This is a genomic window from Brevundimonas sp. RM1 (genome assembly GCF_052907225.1).
In genome coordinates, this window is the sequence record NZ_JBRERY010000017.1 from 1 (window position 1) to 19,125 (window position 19,125).

The following is a 19,125-nucleotide window of genomic DNA, read 5'->3' on the forward strand; positions in this document are numbered from 1 at the left end:
CGGCGGCGCGGGCGTGACGGCGGCGGGCGCAGGCGGCGCAGGCGCGGCCGGCGTGGTCTGGCTGACGGCGGTGGGGTGAGCGCCATGATCCGACGCCTGCATCGCATCATCGACGCCGAAGACGCCCTGTCGCTCGGCGAGCTGGAGCCGCTGCTGGACGAGGAGGCCTGGGCCGCGCCCGATCGCCTCTCGGCCGACGACTGTTTCGACCACCTGGGCGGCGACTGGCGAAGCTCGGCCGCGCCCGATGACCCGGAGGACGGGCAATGACGTCTGAACATCACGATAAACCGGCCGCGCGCCCGCAGGAGCTGGCCGAGGGCCGCTGGCTGTGGCGGCGCCTCTATGTCTATGCCGCCAGCCTGGCGCTGTGGCTGCTGTTGCGGCTGGCGGTGACGCGGGCGGCGGCGACGGACCTGCCGCGCATCGCCGAGGGGCTGATGGGGCTGATGGCCCTGATGCTGCTGCTCTATCTGGTGGCGCCCAGCGCCCAGCAGATCGTCAATCTGGCGCGACTGCGCGCGGGCGGGAAGCCATGAGCTTTCGTCTGTCGCAACGCTCGCGCGAGCAGTTGAAGGGCGTCCATCCCGATCTGGTCGCCGTGGTCGAGGCGGCCATCCTGCTGACGCCGGTGGACTTCATGATCACGGAGGGGCTGCGGACGCCCGCGCGCCAGGCGGAACTGGTGCGAGCCGGGGCCAGCCGGACGTTGAACTCGAGGCACCTGACCGGCCATGCGGTCGACGTGGCGGCCTGGGTCGACGGCGGGGTGCGCTGGGACTGGCCGCTGTATCCGCGCATCGCCGGGGCGTTCAAGGAAGCGGCTGCGGCTGCGAGCGCGCCGCTGATCTGGGGCGGAGACTGGCCGCGCCTGCGCGACGGACCGCATTTCGAACTGGATTGGAGGGCCTATCCATGATGGGCCGTTTCCTGCGGATTCTGACGCCGCTCGGCTGGTGGGCGACGATGCTGGCGGCGGGCGTGTTGTTGCTGATCGTCGGGCGGGGGTTAGGCTTGCGCTGGGATCCGCTGCACCTCCAGGCGCGTCGGCTGGAGGCGGCCCAGCAACGCCTTGATCGGGCGCAGACCGAGGCGTCCGCCCGAAGTCTGGAGGCCGCCGCACGCGCTCGCCAGCTCGAGGATCTCGACGCCTTTCACCGCAACGCCCAGGCCGTGACGCAGGCTACCGTCGCGGCTGAAACACGAGCGAGGACCGCTGATGATGCTGATACGCCCCTGGACCCTGATCGCGCTCGGCGTCTGCGCGATCACGACCGCGAACTGTGCCGCCTCGCGCCCGTCGTCGTCGGTTGCGCCGCCCCGGCTGATCCTGGCTGAGGCGGCGACGCGGCCCTGTGAACTGGCCATGCTGCCCGAGCGTCCGACGGCGGCGGATCTGGAGGCGGCCTATGTGCGGCGCGGCGCGCAGGTGGCGGCGTGCGACGCCGCCAGGCGCCTGGCTGTGGAGACGCTGAAGGCCGAACGCGATTTGATCGACGCCTGGGCGCAGGGGCGAAAGGGAGCTGGGCCGATATTGCCGGGTGACTAGGCAAAAAACGCCGAGCTACCGGGTGAATGGGCAAATATTGCCGGGCTCGGCGGCATGGTTTCCAAAATCTAACGCTGAAAAATCAAGGCTGTGCGTTCGAGATGGGGCTGGCCTCGCCTGGCCCGCTCCTTGCGGTCTTGGCCTGCGAGCAGAAAGCTCCCGGCAGCCAAAACGGCGTCGGACATCGTCGAAGACAAAGGACAGCCAAAATGGCTAACAGCATCAACACCAATGCTGGCGCTCTCATCGCCCTGCAGAATCTGAACGCGACGAATCGTGACCTGAACGTCGCGCAAAACCGCGTGAACACGGGTCTGAAGGTCTCCACGGCCAAGGACAACGGCGCGATCTTCGCCATCGCCACCGCACAGCGCGCTGAAATGGGCGCTCTGGACTCGGTGAAGCAGTCCATTCAGCGCGGTCAATCGATCGTCGACGTGGCCCTGGCCGCCGGCGAGACCATCACCAAGGCCCTGGAAGAACAAAAGAGCCTGGCGGTCGCCATCGCCTCTTCGACCGGCGCGGCTCAAACGGCCTACCTGGCCGACTACAACGCCCTGGGCGGTGAAATCACCAAGGCCCTGGCCGGCGCGACCTTCGACGGCGTGAACCTGTTCTCCAACACCACGCAGCAGTCGGTTCTGACCAGCACCTCGGGCGCGACCCAGAACATCGGCACGGGCGCGGCGATCACCGTCGCCACCACGGCTACGCTGACGGCTCCGGCCGACGCCACGGCCGCGCAAGCCGCCATCACGGCCGTCGACACCGCCATCAGCGGCTTCACCGCCGAACTCGGCAAGCTTGGCACCCAGTCGAAGTCGATGGAGCGTCAACTGACCTTCGTCAGCAAGATGCAGGACTCGCTTGAAGTCGGCATCGGCAACCTGGTCGACGCGGACCTGGCCAAGGAAAGCGCCCGCCTGACGGCTCTGCAGACCAAGCAGCAGCTGGGCGTGCAGGCGCTGTCGATCGCGAACCAGTCCAGCTCGATCCTGCTGGGCCTGTTCCGCTAACGCTGAAGGCGGCGGTTGAAGCCGCCGCCTGACCACCTCTCGCTACCGAGCAGAATGCTCACCGACGCCAAAACGGCGTCGGCCATCGTCTGAAGACAAAGGACAGCCAAAATGGCTAACAGCATCAACACCAATGCGGGCGCGCTCATCGCCCTGCAAAACCTGAACGCGACGAACCGCGACCTCAACGTCACGCAAAACCGCGTCAACACCGGCCTGAAGGTCTCCACGGCCAAGGACAACGGCGCCATCTTCGCCATCGCCACGTCGCAGCGCGCTGAAATGGGCGCTCTGGACTCGGTGAAGCAGTCGATCCAGCGCGGTCAGTCGATCGTCGACGTGGCTCTGGCCGCGGGCGAGATCGTCACCAAGGCTCTGGAAGAACAGAAGGGTCTGGCGGTCGCCATCGCTTCGTCGACCGGCGACGCCCAAACGGCCTATCTGGCTGACTTCAACGCCCTGGGCAATGAAATCACCAAGGCTCTGGGCGGCGCCAGCTTCGACGGCGTGAACCTGTTCAAGGCCAACGCTGCGGCTGTCGACGTCCGCACCGGCACGGGCGCGGGCGACACCTTCACCGTGAAGGCGATCGCCGGCGCTGACACCGCCGTCGCCACCGCGGGCGGCGCCGCGACCGTGGCCACCGCCACGACCGCTGCGGTTGAGGGCGCCATCACGGCCTTCACCGCCGTGTTGGGCGACCTGGGCACCAAGTCCAAGTCGATGGATCGCCAGCTGACCTTCGTCAGCAAGATGCAGGACTCGCTTGAAGTCGGCATCGGCAACCTGGTCGACGCCGACCTGGCCAAGGAAAGCGCCCGCCTGACGGCTCTGCAGACCAAGCAGCAGCTGGGCGTGCAGGCGCTGTCGATCGCGAACCAGTCCAGCTCGATCCTGCTGGGTCTGTTCCGCTAATCCGACGCGGTTAGGGAAGGGGCGGGCCGCTGGGTTCGCCCCTTTCTCGCGTCGTTGAGACGGGAGGCGCGGCAGGTCCGCGCAGAGGGATATGGCTGACAATGTCGCAGGAGTTTCCAGCGTAACCTATCTGGACCGCGAGCCGCAGGGCGCCGTGGTCGAGACGAAACCCGCTGTTCAGGCGTTGCAGGGCGCAGCCGATGACGCCGGCCGCTACCGGTTGACGATCGAGCGCGAGTCGACGGGCTATGTCTACAAGACTCTGGATCGCGTGACGGGAGAGGTGATCCGCCAGTTTCCCCGCGAGGAAGTGCTGAAACTGCGCCAGAGCCCAGCCTACGACGTCGGGAAGATCATTAAGACCGAAGCCTGATCTGCGCTCCTAAACAATGAAACGCCCCTCGGCATGGCCGGGCGGCGTTAACAGGCGTTGCGACGGCGTTAACCATACGCTCAGGAATCAGCGTCATTAATGCTCGCCAGAATCGGATCTGAGGCGAGAAAGCCATGAGCAACAGCGTAATCACCAATGCGTCGGCGCTTGTCGCGCTTCAGAACCTGAACGCCACCAACTCCAAGCTGGCGGCGACCCAGAGCCGGGTGAACACGGGCCTGAAGGTGCAGGGCGCCAAGGACAACGCCGCGACCTGGGCCATCGCGCAGAACCAGCGCGCCGACATGAGTGCGCTCGAATCGGTCAAGACCAGCCTCAACCGCGCCACCTCCTTGGCGGACGTCGCCCTGGCCGCAGGGCAGCAGATTTCCGATATCCTGGTCGAGTTGCGCCAGAAGGCGACCGCCGCGGCCGATCCTTCGGCGTCGGCGGCGACGCGCAAGGCCTATGACGATGAGTTTCAGGCTCTGCTGACATCGCTGGGATCGTTTGCGGCCAACGCTTCTTTTGACGGCGAGAACATTCTCGACGGCAGCTCGACCACGGCGCTGGATTTCCTCGCCAACGCCGACGCCTCTGAAACGATTTCGATGAATCGTCAGAATCTGACTCTGGCCGGGCTCTCGTTGACCGGGCTGGACCTGACGACGGAAACCAATGCAACCGCTGGCCTGACGGCCATCGAGGCGGCCTTGACCGACGCCAACGCCAAGCTCGCCGAACTGGGCGCTCAATCCAAGCAGATCGAGAAGCACACCCAGTTCGTCACCAAGCTGATGGACTCGCTGGAAGTCGGCGTCGGCAACCTGGTCGATGCGGACATGGCGCGCGAAAGCGCGCGACTGCAGGCCCTGCAGGTTCAGCAGCAACTGGGCGCTCAGGCGCTGTCGATCGCCAACCAGGCGCCGCAGATCATCCTGTCGCTGTTCAAGGGCTGATCGCGGCCCTAGCCCAGCCGTCGCTGCGCGCCGTGTCCTAGCGACAGGGGAGGCGGCCGACGGCGGGTCGGTCGAGGGATCAGGCCGTAGAGGCTCATCAGCCTCATCAATATCCAGCGCACGCGTGACATGGGCAGTCTCACCTCGGCTGTGGCGAGGCGAAAAACGGCGGTGTTCGGCGCGCGGTTCCTGGCGACTGTTAAACAGTTCGTTACCGTGGCGGGCGATGCTGACGGGCGGAGGTTTGCTTGGCGGCCATCAACAACAGTTATCTGCTGGGTCTTTTCGGCGCCGGAGCGGGTCTCGGCGGCCTGCCTTCGGCCGCGCCTGCGGCCAAGCCCAAGACCCAGCCGACGGCGCCCTGGAGCCTGGACGCCAAGGAGAAGCCGAGCCAATCAGAGCTGCTGCGCTCGGCGCTGAGCGGACGCAAGCTCGTCAACGAAGAAAACGCGGTGCTCGACGTCAAGGGCGCCTCTTCGAGCGACTATCGCAAGATCTTCGCCCTGTATCAGGGGCTGACGATGCTGGAGGCCCTGACCACGCGGGCGGGCGAGCGCAACGTGGGACGATTGGAGTCCGATCAGTTGTCTCGGCGCTTCGCCTCGGGCATGGCGGAAGTGACGGACTTTCTGGCCTCGGCCCAGTTCGACGGCGTGCGGATCGTTCAGGGCGTTTCGGCTTCGCAGAGCCAGTCGACGGCGGCCGTGGCCCGCGACAGCTCCAAATATCTGACCGGCCCGATTCATGACGGCGCCCTGACCGACGAGGTCGCCGCCTTCCAGGGCGATGTGCGTTTCGGCGTGACGGTGAAGACGATCGCGGGCAGCCAGACGGTCGCCATCGACCTGGCCGAGATGGGGTCGACGCCGCGCACGATGGATGCGGTGCTGGAGCACATCAACGGCAAGCTGGAGGCGGCGGGCGTGCAGACCCGCATTCACCGCCAGATGATCGAGGCCGAGCCGCGGACCGTGAAGGTCGGCGACAAGACCATCACCTTGCCCGCCGGGCCGACGCGCTGGGGACTGACGGTCAGCGGAACCTCGGCGGAGACGATCAGCTTCGTTCCCGCAGAGGCGCGGGATTCGATCCAGGTGGTGCAGGGCGTCGGGACCAAGGGCGGTCACGAAGTGCTGAAGTTCGACCCGGACGGCAATCCGGTCGCCGGCGCGGGCGGCGAGAGCTTCTGGGTCGAGGGCCGCAGCGGCGTCTCCAACCTGCCGGACGGCGTAGAGACGGTGCGCGCCAGCGCTGCGGGGCCGGACGGCTCCATGTGGATCGTGGCCGACGTCAGCGCCGGCTCTTCCACGCAGCCGATCAAGGGCCAGGCCGACGTCGTCCTGATGAAGCTGGATTCGGCGGGCAATGTGGTGGTCAGCCGGGCTTTGGGCGCGGCCTCCAAGGCCAGCGGCTACGCCATCGCCGTGGATGCGGACGGACGGGTGGCGGTCGCCGGCTCAGTGGTCGGCGCCTTGGTTCCTGGCGAGGCCGGAGCTTCGGCCACGACGGCGGACAGCTTCGTCACCGTTTTCGACGCCGACGGCCGCGAGCAGTGGACCCAGAGGCGCGGCGCCAGGGCCGAGGATGAGGCCACGGCCGTCTCCTTCGGCGCGGACGGCCGGGTCTATGTGGCGGGACGGGCCAAGTCGGCCATGCCGGGCGCGCTGGCCGTGGGCGGCTGGGACGGCTACGTCCAGGCCTTCAGCGAAAGCCAGATCCACAGCCTGGCGCCGATCAAGGCGACCGCGACGGGCGCGGCCCAGTTCGGCACGGCGGGAGACGACAACGTCCAGGCCATGACCGTCGACGGCGACAATCTCTATACGGCGGGGGTCGAGAACGGCGCCTTCGTGCTGCGTCACTTCCGCGTCGGTCCGACCGGGGCGCCGGAGTTGCTGAGCGTGCGGAACCTCGGCGCGTCCTCGGGCGGCGAGATCGCCGGTCTGGCGGTGGCGAACGGGCGGCTGATCGTGTCGGGGGCGACGGGCAACGGCGCCCTGAACGCGGGTCAGGTCGCCAACGCCCACGCGGGCGGGCAGGACGCCTTCGTCGCCAGCTTGTCCACGGACCTGACCGCCTCGGGCGCCGATCGGCTGACCTATTACGGCGGCGAGGGCGACGACACGGCCGCCGACGTCAAGGTGCACGACGGCAAGGTCTGGCTCACGGGCGTTTCGGACCGCCCTGTCGGCGCCAAGAAGGACGACCCCACGCGCGGTTATCTGGCGCGGCTGGACGCTCAGACCGGCCAGGTGGAATGGAGCCAGAGCTGGACGGCGGCCGAAGGACAGGCCAAGCCGCTGGCCCTGACGGTTTCGTCCGGAGGCGCCAGCGTTCTGGACCGGCTGGGCCTGCCGCAGGGCGAGATCGATCAGAGCGATTCCAAGGCCCTGGTCGACGCCACCGCTGTGCGCGCCGGCGACCGCTTCTATGTGCAGAATCCCGCGACCGGGCGGCAGACGGCCGTGACCATCGAGGCGAAGGACACGCTACAGTCCTTGGCGCGCAAGATCGAACTGGCCTCGGGTCGCCATCTCAAGGTCACGATCAAGACGGACCGGGACTATCTGACGGGCATGGACGGCGACACGCGCGTGACCAGCGGCGGCGTCCAGCGTCTGTCGATCACCAGCGCCGACGGGCGGGCCGGCGCCGTGCTGATCCCCGGCGAAGGGGGGCGCGACGCCCTGGCGGGGCTGGGCCTGACGCCCGGCTTCATCGGCAAGTCGGCGGACGACAAGAAGAAGACCTTCGGGGTCAACCTGTCGCCGTTGCTCAACCTGTCCGGCGCCGAGGCCATCGCCAAGTCCAAGGATCAGGTGCAACTGGCGATCAAGGCCATGCGCGACGCCTATCGCGCCCTGTCGCCCGAAGCGTCCAAGCCGCCGGTCACGGGGCAGGCGCCGGCCTATCTGCAGGCTCAACTGGCCAACTATCAGGCTGCATTGGCGCGACTCACAGGCTAAGCCGGGGTGAACGGCGCTTTCGGTTGACGGCCGTGGGGCGGACGGGGTTAGTGGGGCCTTCGTTAGCGTTGAGAGCTGCATGGCCCTTTCCAAAGACAATCGCACGGTCCTGATCGTCGGCGCCGGCCTGGCCGTCGTCGGCGCGGTGGCGGCCGCCCTGGTGTTCAGCGGCGGGCGCGACGGACCTGTCGAGGCGCCGCCGGCGTCCAAGGGCGGACTGACCATCGATGTCGCCGAGGCCCCGACCCTGGAGCCGACGCGCGAGCTGCGTTGCTTCGTCAACGGACAGTTCGTCGGCCTGGCCACCCTGGCCGATTGCGCCCAGAAGAACGGCGTGGCCACCAGCGCCCTGGATGTCGGCCTGGATTCGACCGGCTCCCTGGTCGCAGCGCCGACCGCCTCCTTCGCGCCCCCGCCTGAAGCGCCCGTCGTGACGATGGCCGACGCCGCGCCTGTGGGGCAGCCCAGCGCCGCCGACGCCGCACGCCCTGCGGCCGCCGCATCGGGCACGGCCTGTCTGCGCCACACGGGCTCTGAATGGCGGCAGGTGTCGGGCAATATGAGCCTGGGCGCCTGCGTTCAGGCCCTCTACGCCGGAACCTGCGTGCGACCGGGCGACGCCCAGTACGGCCGCTGGGGCGACACCACCCTGCGTCTGGTGCCGCGCCGCGTCGAGCAGTCCAGCGACAACAACCGCTTCCGCACCCTGGCCCAGCAGGACCGCAACTGTCAGTTCCCGGAGCTGTGACGAAGGTGCGTGTTCTGACCTCTGGATTGGCCGTCGTGCTCGGCTCGGCCGCCCTGGCGGCCTGCGGCGCGCCTCAGCTCAAGGCGCCGACCGACAAGGGCGTCTGCTATCACGTCGGCGAACTGGCCAGCGACGCGCCCCGCTTCAACGTGGTGGCGCGCGATCAGCCGCAGATCGAGTTCTGCGCCGCGCGACTGGAAGAGATGCGCCTGAAATTCCTGAGCCTGGGCGGCAGCAACAATGAGATGGTCGGCGCCTATCAGGGCCAGTTCATCTTCATCGACCGCACGGGCGTCAAATTCAGCAAGAGCCTGGACGGCGCGCGGTTCTTCGCCCTGGCGCGGACCGGCGACGGCCGTCTGGCCATTCCGGGGGCCATCCAGCGCCGGATCGACGGACGCCCCGTGGCGGTGGCGCCCAACTAATCCACCCTGAATGGGGTGAACGAAACTAGAACATTTCGTCCGTTTCGGTTAAGGAGCGGACGACAAGACGAATAAAAGGACATCGGTCATGGCGGGCAGCGTCAACAAGGTCATTCTGGTCGGCAACCTGGGTCGCGACCCGGAAATCCGCTCGCTGAACAACGGCGATCGCGTCGCCAACCTGCGTATCGCCACCTCGGAAACCTGGCGCGACAAGGCCACGGGCGAGCGCAAGGAAAAGACCGAGTGGCACTCGGTCGTCATCTTCAACGACAACATCGTCAAGGTGGCCGAGAACTATTTGAAGAAGGGCTCGACCGTTTACGTCGAAGGCTCGCTGCAGACCCGCAAATGGACCGATCAGCAGGGCGTCGAGAAGTACTCGACCGAGATCGTCATTCAGCGTTTCAACGGCCAGCTGACCATGCTGGGCGGCCGCGGCGACAGCCAGGGCGGCGGCGGTGATCGCGGCGGCTACGGCGGCGGCGGTCGCGACGACGACTATTCCTCGGGCTTCTCGACGGGCGGCGCCAACAAGCCCTCGGGTCCGAAGGAAAGCTACGACCTGAACGACGACATTCCGTTCTAAGGTTCGTTCAGCGGAATATGAAGGCCGCGCCTCTGCTGGGGGCGCGGCCTTTTTCAATGAAGGATCAGGGCACGAAGCGGCCCTTCTCGGCGGCTTCGGTCAGGGCCTGGCGGACGGCGGCGGTCAGTTCGTTCATGGTCTGGACCTGACGCACGCCATAGGCGCGGGCGGTGATGTCGACGTTGCCCTTGCGCCAGAAGCCCTCGGGGGCCAGCACGATCAGCTTTCCGCCGCGCGCGTGCAGGCCCATTTCCAGCAGGCTGATCGGGCTTTGCGTGCCGGGCGCGAAATACATGACGATGACGTCGGCGCTTTCCAGGGCGGCCAGCTCCCACTCGACCTGACGGCGGAACTCGGGCTCGTCCGCCTCGGGGCGCCAGGCGGGGTTCCAGTCGGGGCGGCGGGGGTTCAGCACGGTGACGTCCATGTCGCCCAGAGCCTGCGTCAGCGCCGCCTGCCAGTCCGGCGCGCCGCTCATGTCGATGCTGCCGCCCAGGAAGACGCGCGGCCGAGCGTCGTCGATCGGCAGAGGCTGGGGCGAGACGACGACCGTCGGCTCGGCTACGGCGGGCGCGGCGGCGACGCAGGCGGTCAGGACGGCGAGGGCGGACAGCAGCGCAGAGGTCTTCATCGCGTCTCTATAGCCGGTTCGCACGGGCGGAGCAGGGGGCGCGGACGGGTAACCTGCGGTCATGCTTCGTGAGAGGCCAATCGTCGCGCCCTGTGGCAAGCATGGGGGCGTGTCCAGTTCCTCCTCCTCCCCGCACGCGCTGACGCCGCTCGAGATCGCCGCCATCGTGGCCGTTCTGGTCATCTGGGGGGTGAACAACGCCGCCGCCAAGGTCGCCACCGAGGTGCTGCCGCCGCTGATGACGGGGGCGCTGCGCTTCGCCATCGCCGCCGCCTGCCTGGTCTGGTTCGTGCGGCCGCCGTTTCCGAACTGGAAGAGCCTGCTCATCATCGCCGTGGTGGGCGGGCCGATCCACTACGGTCTGATCTACCTGGCCTTCTGGCTGGCCCATGACGTCAGCCCGGTGACGGTGGCGACCCAGCTGTGGATTCCGCTGACGTCCCTGTTCGCCTTCCTGTTGCTGGGCGAGCGGATCAGTCGGATGGCGACCGTCGGCCTGGTGATCGCCTTCATGGGCGTGGCCTGGATGACGCTGGACCCCCACGCCTTGCAGGACTGGAAGGCTATTCTGGTCGGGGCGCTGGGCGCCTCGGCCTGGGCGCTGACGACGGTGATCGCGCGCCGCACCACCTCTATTCCGCCGCTGAAGATGCAGGGGCTGCTGGCGCTGATGGCCTTGCCGGCTCTGACGCTGGGGTCGGCCCTGTTCGAGACGGGGCAGTGGGAGGCGGCGAAGGCGGCGACGCCGCTGGTGTGGGGCACCCTGATCTGGGCGGGGGTGATTTCGTCCGTGTTCGCGACCAGTCTGATGTTCTGGCTGGTGCAGAGGCGCGAGGCCGGGCGGGTGACGCCCTATCTGCTGGGCTCGCCCCTGGTGTCGATCCTGATCGGCGGCCTGTTCATGGGCGACATGCTGACGCCGCAGATCCTGACCGGCGTGGCGATCGCCCTGGCGGGGGTGGTCACGGTGGCCCTGGGGGAGCGCGGCTTGCGCGCCGGCGCTCCCGCCAAGGTTTAGGCGGCTTACTGCGCCTTGATGACCGCGCAGGCCACGCGGTCGCCCGCGCCGCCGATGGGCTGGCTGGAGTGATCGTCGGCGTTGGCGTGGATCACCAGGGCCGAGCCGTCGGCGTCCAGCAGCCACTGGCCGGGGCCGTTCTGCGACAGGCGGGCGTGGCTGGTGAAGACCTCGGCGTTCACGGCGCCGCTGGCGTCGGCGAAGACGTTGGGCAGGTCGCCGTCATCGGGGCCTTCAGCGTTCAGCAGGCCGTGGGGCTTCTTGGGATCGCCGTGGTTGATGTGAGCGCCGGCCGAGGTGAAGGGCGCCTCGCACTGGCCCGTGGCGTGGATGTGGATGCCGTGCCAGCCGGGCGTCAGGCCCGTGGCCTCGACCTTGATCAGCAGGCCGGTCGCGCCCTGCGTCAGGGTGGCCTTGCCGATGTCGGCGCCCTGGCCGTTGATGATGGCGACCTGAGAGGTTTGACCCGGCGTAGCGCGCATCATGGCCATGTGGGCGGCGTGCTGATCCGGCGTATGGCCTGCATGGCCCGCATGTTGTTGAGCCGACGCGGCGCCTGCGGCGAGGGCGATCGCCAGAACGCCGGGCGCGATGAAGGCGGTTGGTGTCAAGCGCATGAATTTCCTGTCCTTTTACACGCGGGGATTTCAGCGGCGTTTCTTTGCCACCACGGCCCCCTGATGATAGAAACCTGAATAGCGGATCACGTTCCGATTCCGGCCATCTAAAGCCTGATTTCCTTGACCGACGACAGCTACCAAAACGCCGCCCCCATGGCGCCGGGCGATATTTCGACCATCACCATCGAGGATGAGCTGAAACGCTCCTATCTCGACTACGCCATGAGCGTGATCGTCAGCCGGGCCCTGCCGGACGCGCGCGACGGTCTGAAGCCGGTGCATCGTCGCATCCTCTATTCGATGCACGATCTGAATATGACGCCGGAGCGCGCCTATTCGAAGTGCGCCCGCGTGGTCGGCGACGTGCTGGGCCGGTTCCACCCGCACGGCGACGCCTCGGTCTACATGGCCCTGGTCCGCATGGCCCAGGACTTCTCTATGGGGCTGATGCTGGTCGACGGCCAGGGCAACTTCGGCTCGGTCGACGGCGATATGCCGGCCTCCATGCGTTACACCGAGGCCAAGATGGCCCCGGCCGCCGTGGCCCTGCTGACTGACATCGACAAGGACACGGTCGATTTCCAGCCGAACTACGACGAGAAGGAGCTGGAGCCTGTCGTCCTGCCGGCGCGGATTCCGAACCTGCTGGTCAACGGCGCAGGCGGCATCGCCGTCGGCATGGCGACCAACATCCCGCCGCACAACCTGCGCGAAGTGATCGACGCCGCGGTCGCCCTGCTGGACGACCCGGACGTGTCGGACGACGCCCTGCTGGACATCGTGCCGGGACCGGACTTCCCCACGGGCGGCGAGATCATGGGCCGCACGGCCCCGCGTAACGCTCTGCGCGACGGTCGCGGCTCGGTCATCGTGCGCGGCAAGGCGTCGATTGAAGAGATCCGCAAGGACCGCGACGCCATCATCATCACCGAACTGCCGTTCCAGGTGAACAAGCAGACCCTGATCGAGCGCATCGCCGAAATGGTGCGCGAGAAGCGTCTGGAAGGCATCGCCGACGTTCGCGACGAGTCCGACCGTCTGGGCATGCGCATCGTCATCGAGCTGAAGCGCGACGCTTCGGGCGATGTGATCCTGAACCAGCTGTATCGCTATACGGCGCTGCAATCCTCGTTCGGCGTCAACATGCTGGCGCTGAACCACGGCCGCCCCGAGCAGATGGGCCTGCGCAAGCTGCTAGAGCTCTTCCTTGACTTCCGTGAGGAAGTGGTGGTCCGCCGGGTCAAGTTCGAACTGGCCAAAGCCCGTGATCGCGGCCACGTCCTGGTCGGTCTGGCCGTCGCCGTCGCCAACATCGACGAGGTGATCCACATCATCCGCAGCTCGGCCGATCCGGCCGAGGCGCGCGAGCGGCTGCAGGCCAAGGCCTGGCCGGTCGGGGACATGATGGCCCTGGTCGAGCTGATCGCCGACCCGCGCACTGTCCTGGTCGAGGGCGACAAGATCCGCCTGACCGACGAGCAGGCCCGCGCCATCCTGGCCCTGACGCTGTCGCGTCTGACGGGCCTGGGCCGCGACGACATCTTCGGCGAGGCGCGCACGCTGGCCGACACCATTCAGGGCCACCTGACCATCCTGTCGGATCGCAAGAACGTCCTGGCCATCATCCGCGAAGACCTGCTGCTGGTGAAGGATCAGTTCGGCGTCGATCGCCGCACCCTCATCGGCGAGGGCGACGCCGAGATGGAGGACGAAGACCTGATCCCGCGTGAGGACATGGTCGTGACCGTGACCCACTCGGGCTACGTCAAGCGCGTGGCGCTGAACGCCTATCGGACCCAGCATCGCGGCGGCAAGGGCCGCAGCGGCATGGCGATGAAGGACGAGGACGTCGTCACCAGCGTCTTCAGCGCCTCGACCCACACGCCGGTCCTGTTCTTCGCCACCAACGGCAAGGCCTACAAGCTGAAGACCTGGCGCCTGCCGCTGGGCAATCCGCAGTCGCGCGGCAAGGCCTTCGTCAACCTGCTCCCGATCGAGCCGGGCGACAGCATCATGAACGTGCTGCCCCTGCCGGAAGACGAAACGACCTGGGGCGACTACGACATCATGTTCGCCACCCAGTCGGGCGACGTGCGCCGCAACAAGCTCAGCGACTTCGCTACGGTGAACCGCGCGGGCAAGATCGCCATGAAGCTGGAAGACGGCGACGGCATGGTCGGCGTCGGCCTGTGCACGGCCGAGGACGACGTGCTGCTGACGACCGCCCTGGGCCGGGCCATCCGCTTCAAGGCCGACGACGTGCGCGTGTTCAAGGGCCGCGACTCCACCGGCGTGCGGGGCATCCGCCTGCAGGACGGCGACACGGTCATCTCCATGGCCATCCTGGGCCGTGTGGACGCGACGCCGGAAGAGCGCGCCGCCTATGTGAAGCACGCCAACGCCATGCGTAAGGCGCTGGCTGGCGCGGACGCGGAAGAGGATGTCGTCACGGTCGAGGCCGATGACGAAGAGGCCGGCGACGCCCCGATCTCGCCCGAACGTATCGCCGCCTTGGGCGCGGCCGAGCAGTTCATCCTGACGGTCACGGAAACCGGCTTCGGCAAGCGGTCCTCGGCCTATGAGTACCGCCGCACGGGTCGCGGCGGGCAGGGGCTGACGGCGCACGGCCTGGGCGGTCGCGCGGGCACGCGCCTGGCCGCCGCCTTCCCGGTCGAGGAGTCGGACGACCTGATGCTGGTCACGGACGGCGGCCAGATGATCCGCACCCCGGTCAGCCAGGTCCGCATCGTCGGCCGCTCCAGCCAGGGCGTGACCATCTTCCGCACCGGCAAGGACGAGAAGGTCGTCTCGGTCGAGCGTCTGGCCGATTCCGGCGGCGACGATGAAGACGGCGACGTCAACGAGACGTCGACCGACGAGGGCGGCGAGGCCTGATCCTGCATGGCCGTCGCTCCTGAACTCTGGATCGACGGCCGACCTGCCGGGGTTGAGGATCTGGGCCGCCAAGCCTTGTTCAACTACGGCGCCCTGACCTCTTTCCGCGTGGAGGGGGGCGGGGTGCGCGGTCTGGATCGGCACCTGGACCGCCTCAACCGTGCGGCGATCGAACTGTTCGGTGAAGCTGTCGCCGAAGATCGCCTGCGCGATCAGATGCGGACGGCGCTGGCCGGGCGGGGCGAGGCCTGGCTGCGCGTCAGCCTGTTTTCAAATGAGCTTTCCCTGCGTCAGCCGCATTGGGTCGGTGCGCCGCAGGTGATGATCAGCGTCTCGGCCCCGGCGTCGCCTCTGCCGCACGGGGTGCGTCTGCAAAGCCAGGTCTATGCCCGCGAGGCGCCGCATCTGAAGCACGTCGCTACGATGGGCCTGTTGCGGGCGCGGCGCATGGCGCGGCTGGCGGGTTTCGACGACGCCCTGTTCACCGACGCCGAGGGCCGGATTTCCGAGGGCTCGCTGTGGAATGTCGGCTTCATCGAGGGCGAGACGGTGGTCTGGCCCGAGGCGCCCATGCTGGACGGGGTGGCGCAGGCCCTGATCCGCGAGGCGCTGGACCGCGCCGGATCGCCGCAGCGGACCGAGGTCGTGCGCCTGTCGGACCTGCCCCGGTTTGACGGCGCCTTCCTGTGCAACAGCGCCACGCCCGCGGCGGAAATCGCGGCTGTCGACGACCATGTCTTCACCGGCGCGACGGATGCGGTGCAGCAGATAGACGCCCTTTGGCGATCACAGCCGCGTCAGAAAATCTAGGCCGTTCATTTCGCACCTGCTAAACGGGCCCAAACGATGGGGAGGCCGCCGGCCATGCGTATCGGACTTTATCCGGGCACCTTCGATCCGGTCACCAACGGTCATCTCGATATCATCGGGCGGGCGGTCAAGCTGGTGGACCGGCTGGTCATCGGCGTCGCCAAGAACGACGACAAGGGTCCGTTGTTCTCGACCGCCGAGCGGGTCGAGATGCTCAAGGCCGAGGTGGCGCGCTTCAACGCCGACATCGAGGTGCGGCCTTTTTCCAGCCTGCTGATGCATTTCGCCGAGGAACTGGACGCCAGCGTCATCATACGCGGCCTGCGCGCCGTCGCCGATTTCGAGTATGAGTTCCAGATGACGGCGATGAATCAGCGCCTCAACAGCGACATAGAGACGGTGTTCCTGATGGCCGATCCGCGGCATCAGGCCATCGCTTCGCGACTGGTGAAGGAAATCGCCCGGCTGGACGGCCGGATCGACAGCTTCGTCAGCCCCGCCGTCGCCGCGAGCGTGTTGGCCAAGGTCAAGAAGGGTTGAGGTCGGGTTTGAAGATCAAGTCTGTGATGGCGCTGGCGGCGGGCATGACCCTGCTGGCCGGTGGAGCGATGGCCCAGTCGGGCGGCCAGTCGGGCGATTGGCGCACTGTGGCGCCCGAGAACCTGTGGGTGATCGACACGGCCAAGGGCCGCATCCTGGTGGAGCTGGAGCCGCGCGCGGCGCCGAACCATGTTGAGCGCATCCGCACCCTGACCAATCAGGGCTTCTATGACGGGCTGAAATTCCACCGCGTCATTCCGAACTTCATGGCCCAGACCGGCGACCCTCAGGGCACCGGCGCGGGCGGCAGCGAACTTCCGGACCTGAAGGGCGAGTTCACCTTCCGTCGCGGCCGCGACAGCGGCTTCGCCCCGGTCGAGAACAGCGGGCCGGGCCTGCGCGGCATCATGGGCTCCATCCCGGTGGTGACGCAGCCCGACGCCCAGATGTTCGTCACGGCGGACTTCAAGACCTCGGCCCAGGGGCTGTTCTGCCCCGGCGTGGCGGGCATGGCGCGCGCCGGCTCGCCTGACAGCGCCAACAGCCAATTCTATCTGATGATGGGCCAGAACGACAATCTGAACGGCGCCTACACGGTCTTTGGCCGGGTCGTTCAGGGCCTGGACGTGGTGAGCGCGCTCAAGGCGGGCAACGACGCCAACGACGGGGCCGTCGGTCCCGACGCCGACGTCATGACGCGGGCGCGTCTGGCCTCGTCCATGCCGGAGGCCGAGCGGCCGACGATCCGCGTGGCTGTGCCGGGCTCTGCGCCGTTCAACGCCGCCGTCGAGGCGGCGCGGGCCGCCAAGGGCGCGTCCTTCGGCATCTGCGACGTCCAGCCGCCCGTTCAGGGCGGCTGAAAGCGAACATCCACGCCAGGGGAGGGGCGCGGAACATGAGGCACCAACTTCGGATGACCGGGGCGGCGCTGCTGGCCGCCCTGATGGCGAGCACGGCGACGGCCCAGGACGCTGCGCCGGCGCCCAGCGACGCTGCGCCTCGTGAGGCGGCCCCGGCGATCGCCGCCGGCGACTGGCGCGTGGTGGCGCCGGACAATCTGCTGGTCATCGACACCAGCAAGGGCCGCATCCTGGTGGAGATGACGCCCGAGGCCGCGCCCGGCCATGTCGCGCGCATGCGTCTGCTGGCCAAGGCGGGCTTTTATGACGGGTTGAACTGGCATCGGGTCATCGACGCCTTCATGGCCCAGACGGGCGATCCCCTGGGCACAGGCGAGGGCCAGAGCTGGCATCCCGACCTGAAGGCCGAGTTCACCTTCCGCCGTGACGCACAGACGCCCTTCGCCGCCGTGGCTGCGCCTGCGGGCGCCCTGATGGGCTTCGTCCAGTCGTTGCCGGTGCAGACCCAGCCTGACGCCGTGATGAGGACGACGGCGGACGGCAAGGTCCACGCCTGGGGCCTGTATTGTCCCGGCGTCGCGGGCATGGCGCGTGACGATGCGCCCGACAGCGCCAACAGCCAGTTCTTCCTGATGCGCCAGCCTTATCCGGCGTTGGACAAGCGTTACACCGTCTGGGGACGGGTGGTGTCGGGCCTGGACGTCGTGCGCGCCCTGAAGTTCAGCCCGAATCCTGACGGCATCGTGAGCGATCCCGACCGCATGACGCGTGTGCGCGTAGCGGGCGATCTGGCCGAAGCCGAGCGGCCCACGGTGCGCGTCCTGAGCACGAGCAGCGCCCCGTTCCGCGCCCTGGTCGAAACCACGCGGACGGCGAGGGGCGCCGACTTCTCAGTCTGTGACATCGACCTTCCGGTCGAGGTGGATTAGCCGCTTCAAAGTCCTTCTCCCCTTGTGGGAGAAGGTGGCAGGCGTCAGCCTGACGGATGAGGGGTTGCTGGACGCTCAACCCATTGTCCGCATAAGGCGTGGCGAGACCCCTCATCCGGCCCCAACGGGCCACCTTCTCCCACAAGGGGAGAAGGGCGATTATTGGCCGCCGCCAGCGCCAGCGCCAGCGCCACCGCCGCCCCTGCGACGCCGGCGACGACGCGGCTTCGGTTGCCGGTCTTCGCGCATCTTCTGCAGCAGCAGGCCTTCACGCAGGCCGCGGTCGGCCACGCGCACCCGCTCGCACGGCCAGGCGCGTTGAACCGCCTCAAGGATCGCTGCGCCCGCCAGCACCAGGTCGGCGCGATCCGGCCCGATGCAGTTCTCGGCCGCGCGCCCGACGGGACCGAGGGCGATCAGGCGGTCGGCCGCCTTTTCGCAGTCGCCGCGCGTCATCCAGAGGCCGTCGACCAGATCGCGCTGATAGCGTTTCAGCTCCAGATGAATCCCGGCCAGGCTGGTGATGGCGCCGGAGGTGCCGACCATATGTCCGCGCCCGGCGCCCACGCGCGTCAGGAAGTCAGGGCCTTCTGGACCGCCCGTAGCGATGGCGGCGCCGAAGTCGGCGACCATGGCCTCATACCATTCGGGCGGGCTGCCATCCGGCTCGGGGTGGCGTTCGGCCAGGCTGACCACGCCCAGCGGCGCTGACATCCACGCCGCGGTTTCGAAGCCGCGCGGTCCCTTCATCAGCCAGGACAGTTCCGTCGAGCCGCCGCCGACGTCGATCACCAGCACCGCCTCGGCGCGCGGATCGAACAGGTTGAGACAGCCCGCGACCGACAGGGCGGCTTCCTCGGAGGGATCGATGATCCGAAGCCGCAGGCCGGTGCCGCGCCGAACCCGCTCGACGAAGGCGGGGCCGTTCTCGGCCATGCGGCAGGCCTGGGTGGCGACGGCGGTCAGGCGGTTGGGATCGACGCCCTTGCGCACCAGGCGCTCGGCGCACAGTGCCAGGGCGTCATAGGCCCGGTCCATCGCCCGGTCGTCCAGGCGGCCGGTGCGCGACAGGCTCTCGCCAAGGCGTACGATGCGGCTGAAGGAATCCACCACGCGAAAGCCGTCACGCGCCGGACGCGCGATCAGCAGGCGGCAATTATTGGTCCCCAGGTCGAGCGCGCCGTAGAGGGGCGCGTCTCGATCGAAAGCACCGCTGTTGCGGGGCCTCCGAGGCAGGGACCGCGTGTCGCGCCGTCCGGGCGCGCCAGGGGTCTCCGGCATG

The 19,125-nt window shown here is 68.0% G+C and carries 22 protein-coding genes; 19 read left to right on the forward strand and 3 right to left on the reverse strand.

The annotated features are described in order from the left end of the window. Positions 1-84: 84 nt before the first annotated feature. From ACU5AP_RS13205 to ssb, 13 genes are all read left to right on the forward strand, one after another. The gene (locus ACU5AP_RS13205; protein WP_046654639.1) at positions 85-270 is read left to right on the forward strand and encodes a hypothetical protein; all 186 of its coding nucleotides are present in this window, start codon (positions 85-87) and stop codon (positions 268-270) included. Continuing rightward, positions 267-539: a hypothetical protein gene (locus ACU5AP_RS13210; protein WP_446681339.1), complete on the forward strand. Its 273-nt coding sequence runs from the start codon at positions 267-269 to the stop codon at positions 537-539. Before ACU5AP_RS13205 ends, ACU5AP_RS13210 begins: the two co-directional genes overlap by 4 nt. Further along, a complete protein-coding gene (locus ACU5AP_RS13215) occupies positions 536-919 on the forward strand; it encodes a M15 family metallopeptidase (protein WP_128720316.1) in 384 nt (127 codons plus the stop codon). The genes ACU5AP_RS13210 and ACU5AP_RS13215 overlap by 4 nt, the downstream gene beginning before the upstream one ends. Then, positions 916-1,338: a hypothetical protein gene (locus ACU5AP_RS13220; protein ID WP_128720315.1), complete on the forward strand. Its 423-nt coding sequence runs from the start codon at positions 916-918 to the stop codon at positions 1,336-1,338. Before ACU5AP_RS13215 ends, ACU5AP_RS13220 begins: the two co-directional genes overlap by 4 nt. Before the next feature lie 28 nt (positions 1,339-1,366). Next, a complete protein-coding gene (locus tag ACU5AP_RS13225; RefSeq protein ID WP_313041079.1) occupies positions 1,367-1,549 on the forward strand; it encodes a hypothetical protein in 183 nt (60 codons plus the stop codon). Positions 1,550-1,758: 209 nt separating this feature from the next. Continuing rightward, on the forward strand, positions 1,759-2,565 hold the full coding sequence (locus ACU5AP_RS13230) for a flagellin (RefSeq protein WP_003165530.1): 807 nt from the start codon (positions 1,759-1,761) through the stop codon (positions 2,563-2,565). A 111-nt stretch (positions 2,566-2,676) separates the two neighbouring features. Further along, on the forward strand, positions 2,677-3,480 hold the full coding sequence (locus ACU5AP_RS13235) for a flagellin (protein WP_046654631.1): 804 nt from the start codon (positions 2,677-2,679) through the stop codon (positions 3,478-3,480). Positions 3,481-3,571: 91 nt separating this feature from the next. Continuing rightward, positions 3,572-3,853, forward strand: coding sequence for a flagellar protein FlaG (locus ACU5AP_RS13240; RefSeq protein WP_128720313.1), 282 nt, complete (start codon positions 3,572-3,574; stop codon positions 3,851-3,853). 134 nt (positions 3,854-3,987) lie between these two features. Further along, positions 3,988-4,812, forward strand: a complete 825-nt coding sequence (locus ACU5AP_RS13245) for a flagellin (protein ID WP_003165527.1) — start codon at positions 3,988-3,990, stop codon at positions 4,810-4,812. Positions 4,813-5,060: 248 nt separating this feature from the next. After that, positions 5,061-7,778, forward strand: coding sequence for a transcriptional regulator (locus ACU5AP_RS13250; RefSeq protein WP_128720312.1), 2,718 nt, complete (start codon positions 5,061-5,063; stop codon positions 7,776-7,778). A gap of 79 nt (positions 7,779-7,857) precedes the next feature. Then, entirely contained in the window at positions 7,858-8,526 is a 669-nt protein-coding gene (locus ACU5AP_RS13255; RefSeq protein ID WP_046654628.1) for a hypothetical protein, read from the forward strand. Next, a complete protein-coding gene (locus ACU5AP_RS13260) occupies positions 8,523-8,951 on the forward strand; it encodes a hypothetical protein (RefSeq protein ID WP_003165523.1) in 429 nt (142 codons plus the stop codon). The genes ACU5AP_RS13255 and ACU5AP_RS13260 overlap by 4 nt, the downstream gene beginning before the upstream one ends. A gap of 88 nt (positions 8,952-9,039) precedes the next feature. Next, positions 9,040-9,540 (forward strand): single-stranded DNA-binding protein, encoded by a 501-nt coding sequence (gene ssb / locus ACU5AP_RS13265; protein ID WP_003165522.1) that lies wholly within the window; start codon positions 9,040-9,042, stop codon positions 9,538-9,540. Between the two features lie 64 nt (positions 9,541-9,604). On the opposite strand, the gene ACU5AP_RS13270 is transcribed toward ssb, so the two are convergent. Then, positions 9,605-10,171: a nucleoside 2-deoxyribosyltransferase domain-containing protein gene (locus ACU5AP_RS13270; RefSeq protein WP_128720311.1), complete on the reverse strand. Its 567-nt coding sequence runs from the start codon at positions 10,169-10,171 to the stop codon at positions 9,605-9,607. A gap of 61 nt (positions 10,172-10,232) precedes the next feature. Between ACU5AP_RS13270 and ACU5AP_RS13275 the strand changes: the two genes are divergently transcribed. Beyond that, positions 10,233-11,189, forward strand: coding sequence for a DMT family transporter (locus ACU5AP_RS13275; RefSeq protein ID WP_446681340.1), 957 nt, complete (start codon positions 10,233-10,235; stop codon positions 11,187-11,189). Between the two features lie 5 nt (positions 11,190-11,194). On the opposite strand, the gene ACU5AP_RS13280 is transcribed toward ACU5AP_RS13275, so the two are convergent. Then, positions 11,195-11,680 (reverse strand): superoxide dismutase family protein, encoded by a 486-nt coding sequence (locus ACU5AP_RS13280; RefSeq protein WP_252970247.1) that lies wholly within the window; start codon positions 11,678-11,680, stop codon positions 11,195-11,197. 282 nt (positions 11,681-11,962) lie between these two features. On the opposite strand from ACU5AP_RS13280, the gene gyrA reads away from it, so the two are divergent. From gyrA to ACU5AP_RS13305, 5 genes are read left to right on the forward strand one after another with little or no spacing between them, the layout of a single operon-like run. Continuing rightward, a complete protein-coding gene (gyrA, locus tag ACU5AP_RS13285) occupies positions 11,963-14,704 on the forward strand; it encodes a DNA gyrase subunit A (protein ID WP_128720758.1) in 2,742 nt (913 codons plus the stop codon). A gap of 6 nt (positions 14,705-14,710) precedes the next feature. Continuing rightward, the gene (locus ACU5AP_RS13290) at positions 14,711-15,514 is read left to right on the forward strand and encodes an aminotransferase class IV (protein WP_128720309.1); all 804 of its coding nucleotides are present in this window, start codon (positions 14,711-14,713) and stop codon (positions 15,512-15,514) included. Positions 15,515-15,568: 54 nt separating this feature from the next. Continuing rightward, entirely contained in the window at positions 15,569-16,054 is a 486-nt protein-coding gene (gene coaD, locus ACU5AP_RS13295; RefSeq protein ID WP_003165515.1) for a pantetheine-phosphate adenylyltransferase, read from the forward strand. Positions 16,055-16,098: 44 nt separating this feature from the next. Next, positions 16,099-16,914, forward strand: coding sequence for a peptidylprolyl isomerase (locus tag ACU5AP_RS13300; protein ID WP_373863224.1), 816 nt, complete (start codon positions 16,099-16,101; stop codon positions 16,912-16,914). 35 nt (positions 16,915-16,949) lie between these two features. Continuing rightward, on the forward strand, positions 16,950-17,843 hold the full coding sequence (locus ACU5AP_RS13305) for a peptidylprolyl isomerase (protein WP_128720307.1): 894 nt from the start codon (positions 16,950-16,952) through the stop codon (positions 17,841-17,843). A 159-nt stretch (positions 17,844-18,002) separates the two neighbouring features. Here the strand turns inward: ACU5AP_RS13305 and ACU5AP_RS13310 are convergent, their stop codons facing one another. Further along, positions 18,003-19,124, reverse strand: coding sequence for a Ppx/GppA phosphatase family protein (locus tag ACU5AP_RS13310; protein ID WP_433942168.1), 1,122 nt, complete (start codon positions 19,122-19,124; stop codon positions 18,003-18,005). Between the last annotated feature and the right edge of the window lies 1 nt (position 19,125).

Excerpts from the sequence above, each read along its gene's own strand:
- ACU5AP_RS13205 (WP_046654639.1), top strand. The coding sequence starts at position 85 with ATGATCCGACGCCTGCATCGCATCATCGACGCCGAAGACGCCCTGTCG.
- ACU5AP_RS13210 (WP_446681339.1), top strand. The coding sequence starts at position 267 with ATGACGTCTGAACATCACGATAAACCGGCCGCGCGCCCGCAGGAGCTG.
- ACU5AP_RS13215 (WP_128720316.1), top strand. The coding sequence starts at position 536 with ATGAGCTTTCGTCTGTCGCAACGCTCGCGCGAGCAGTTGAAGGGCGTC.
- ACU5AP_RS13220 (WP_128720315.1), top strand. The coding sequence starts at position 916 with ATGATGGGCCGTTTCCTGCGGATTCTGACGCCGCTCGGCTGGTGGGCG.
- ACU5AP_RS13225 (WP_313041079.1), top strand. The coding sequence starts at position 1,367 with ATGCTGCCCGAGCGTCCGACGGCGGCGGATCTGGAGGCGGCCTATGTG.
- ACU5AP_RS13230 (WP_003165530.1), top strand. The coding sequence starts at position 1,759 with ATGGCTAACAGCATCAACACCAATGCTGGCGCTCTCATCGCCCTGCAG.
- ACU5AP_RS13235 (WP_046654631.1), top strand. The coding sequence starts at position 2,677 with ATGGCTAACAGCATCAACACCAATGCGGGCGCGCTCATCGCCCTGCAA.
- ACU5AP_RS13240 (WP_128720313.1), top strand. The coding sequence starts at position 3,572 with ATGGCTGACAATGTCGCAGGAGTTTCCAGCGTAACCTATCTGGACCGC.
- ACU5AP_RS13245 (WP_003165527.1), top strand. The coding sequence starts at position 3,988 with ATGAGCAACAGCGTAATCACCAATGCGTCGGCGCTTGTCGCGCTTCAG.
- ACU5AP_RS13255 (WP_046654628.1), top strand. The coding sequence starts at position 7,858 with ATGGCCCTTTCCAAAGACAATCGCACGGTCCTGATCGTCGGCGCCGGC.
- ssb (WP_003165522.1), top strand. The coding sequence starts at position 9,040 with ATGGCGGGCAGCGTCAACAAGGTCATTCTGGTCGGCAACCTGGGTCGC.
- ACU5AP_RS13270 (WP_128720311.1), bottom strand. The coding sequence starts at position 10,171 with ATGAAGACCTCTGCGCTGCTGTCCGCCCTCGCCGTCCTGACCGCCTGC.
- ACU5AP_RS13275 (WP_446681340.1), top strand. The coding sequence starts at position 10,233 with ATGCTTCGTGAGAGGCCAATCGTCGCGCCCTGTGGCAAGCATGGGGGC.
- ACU5AP_RS13280 (WP_252970247.1), bottom strand. The coding sequence starts at position 11,680 with ATGGCCATGATGCGCGCTACGCCGGGTCAAACCTCTCAGGTCGCCATC.
- gyrA (WP_128720758.1), top strand. The coding sequence starts at position 11,963 with ATGGCGCCGGGCGATATTTCGACCATCACCATCGAGGATGAGCTGAAA.
- ACU5AP_RS13290 (WP_128720309.1), top strand. The coding sequence starts at position 14,711 with ATGGCCGTCGCTCCTGAACTCTGGATCGACGGCCGACCTGCCGGGGTT.
- coaD (WP_003165515.1), top strand. The coding sequence starts at position 15,569 with ATGCGTATCGGACTTTATCCGGGCACCTTCGATCCGGTCACCAACGGT.
- ACU5AP_RS13300 (WP_373863224.1), top strand. The coding sequence starts at position 16,099 with ATGACCCTGCTGGCCGGTGGAGCGATGGCCCAGTCGGGCGGCCAGTCG.
- ACU5AP_RS13305 (WP_128720307.1), top strand. The coding sequence starts at position 16,950 with ATGAGGCACCAACTTCGGATGACCGGGGCGGCGCTGCTGGCCGCCCTG.
- ACU5AP_RS13310 (WP_433942168.1), bottom strand. The coding sequence starts at position 19,124 with ATGCCGGAGACCCCTGGCGCGCCCGGACGGCGCGACACGCGGTCCCTG.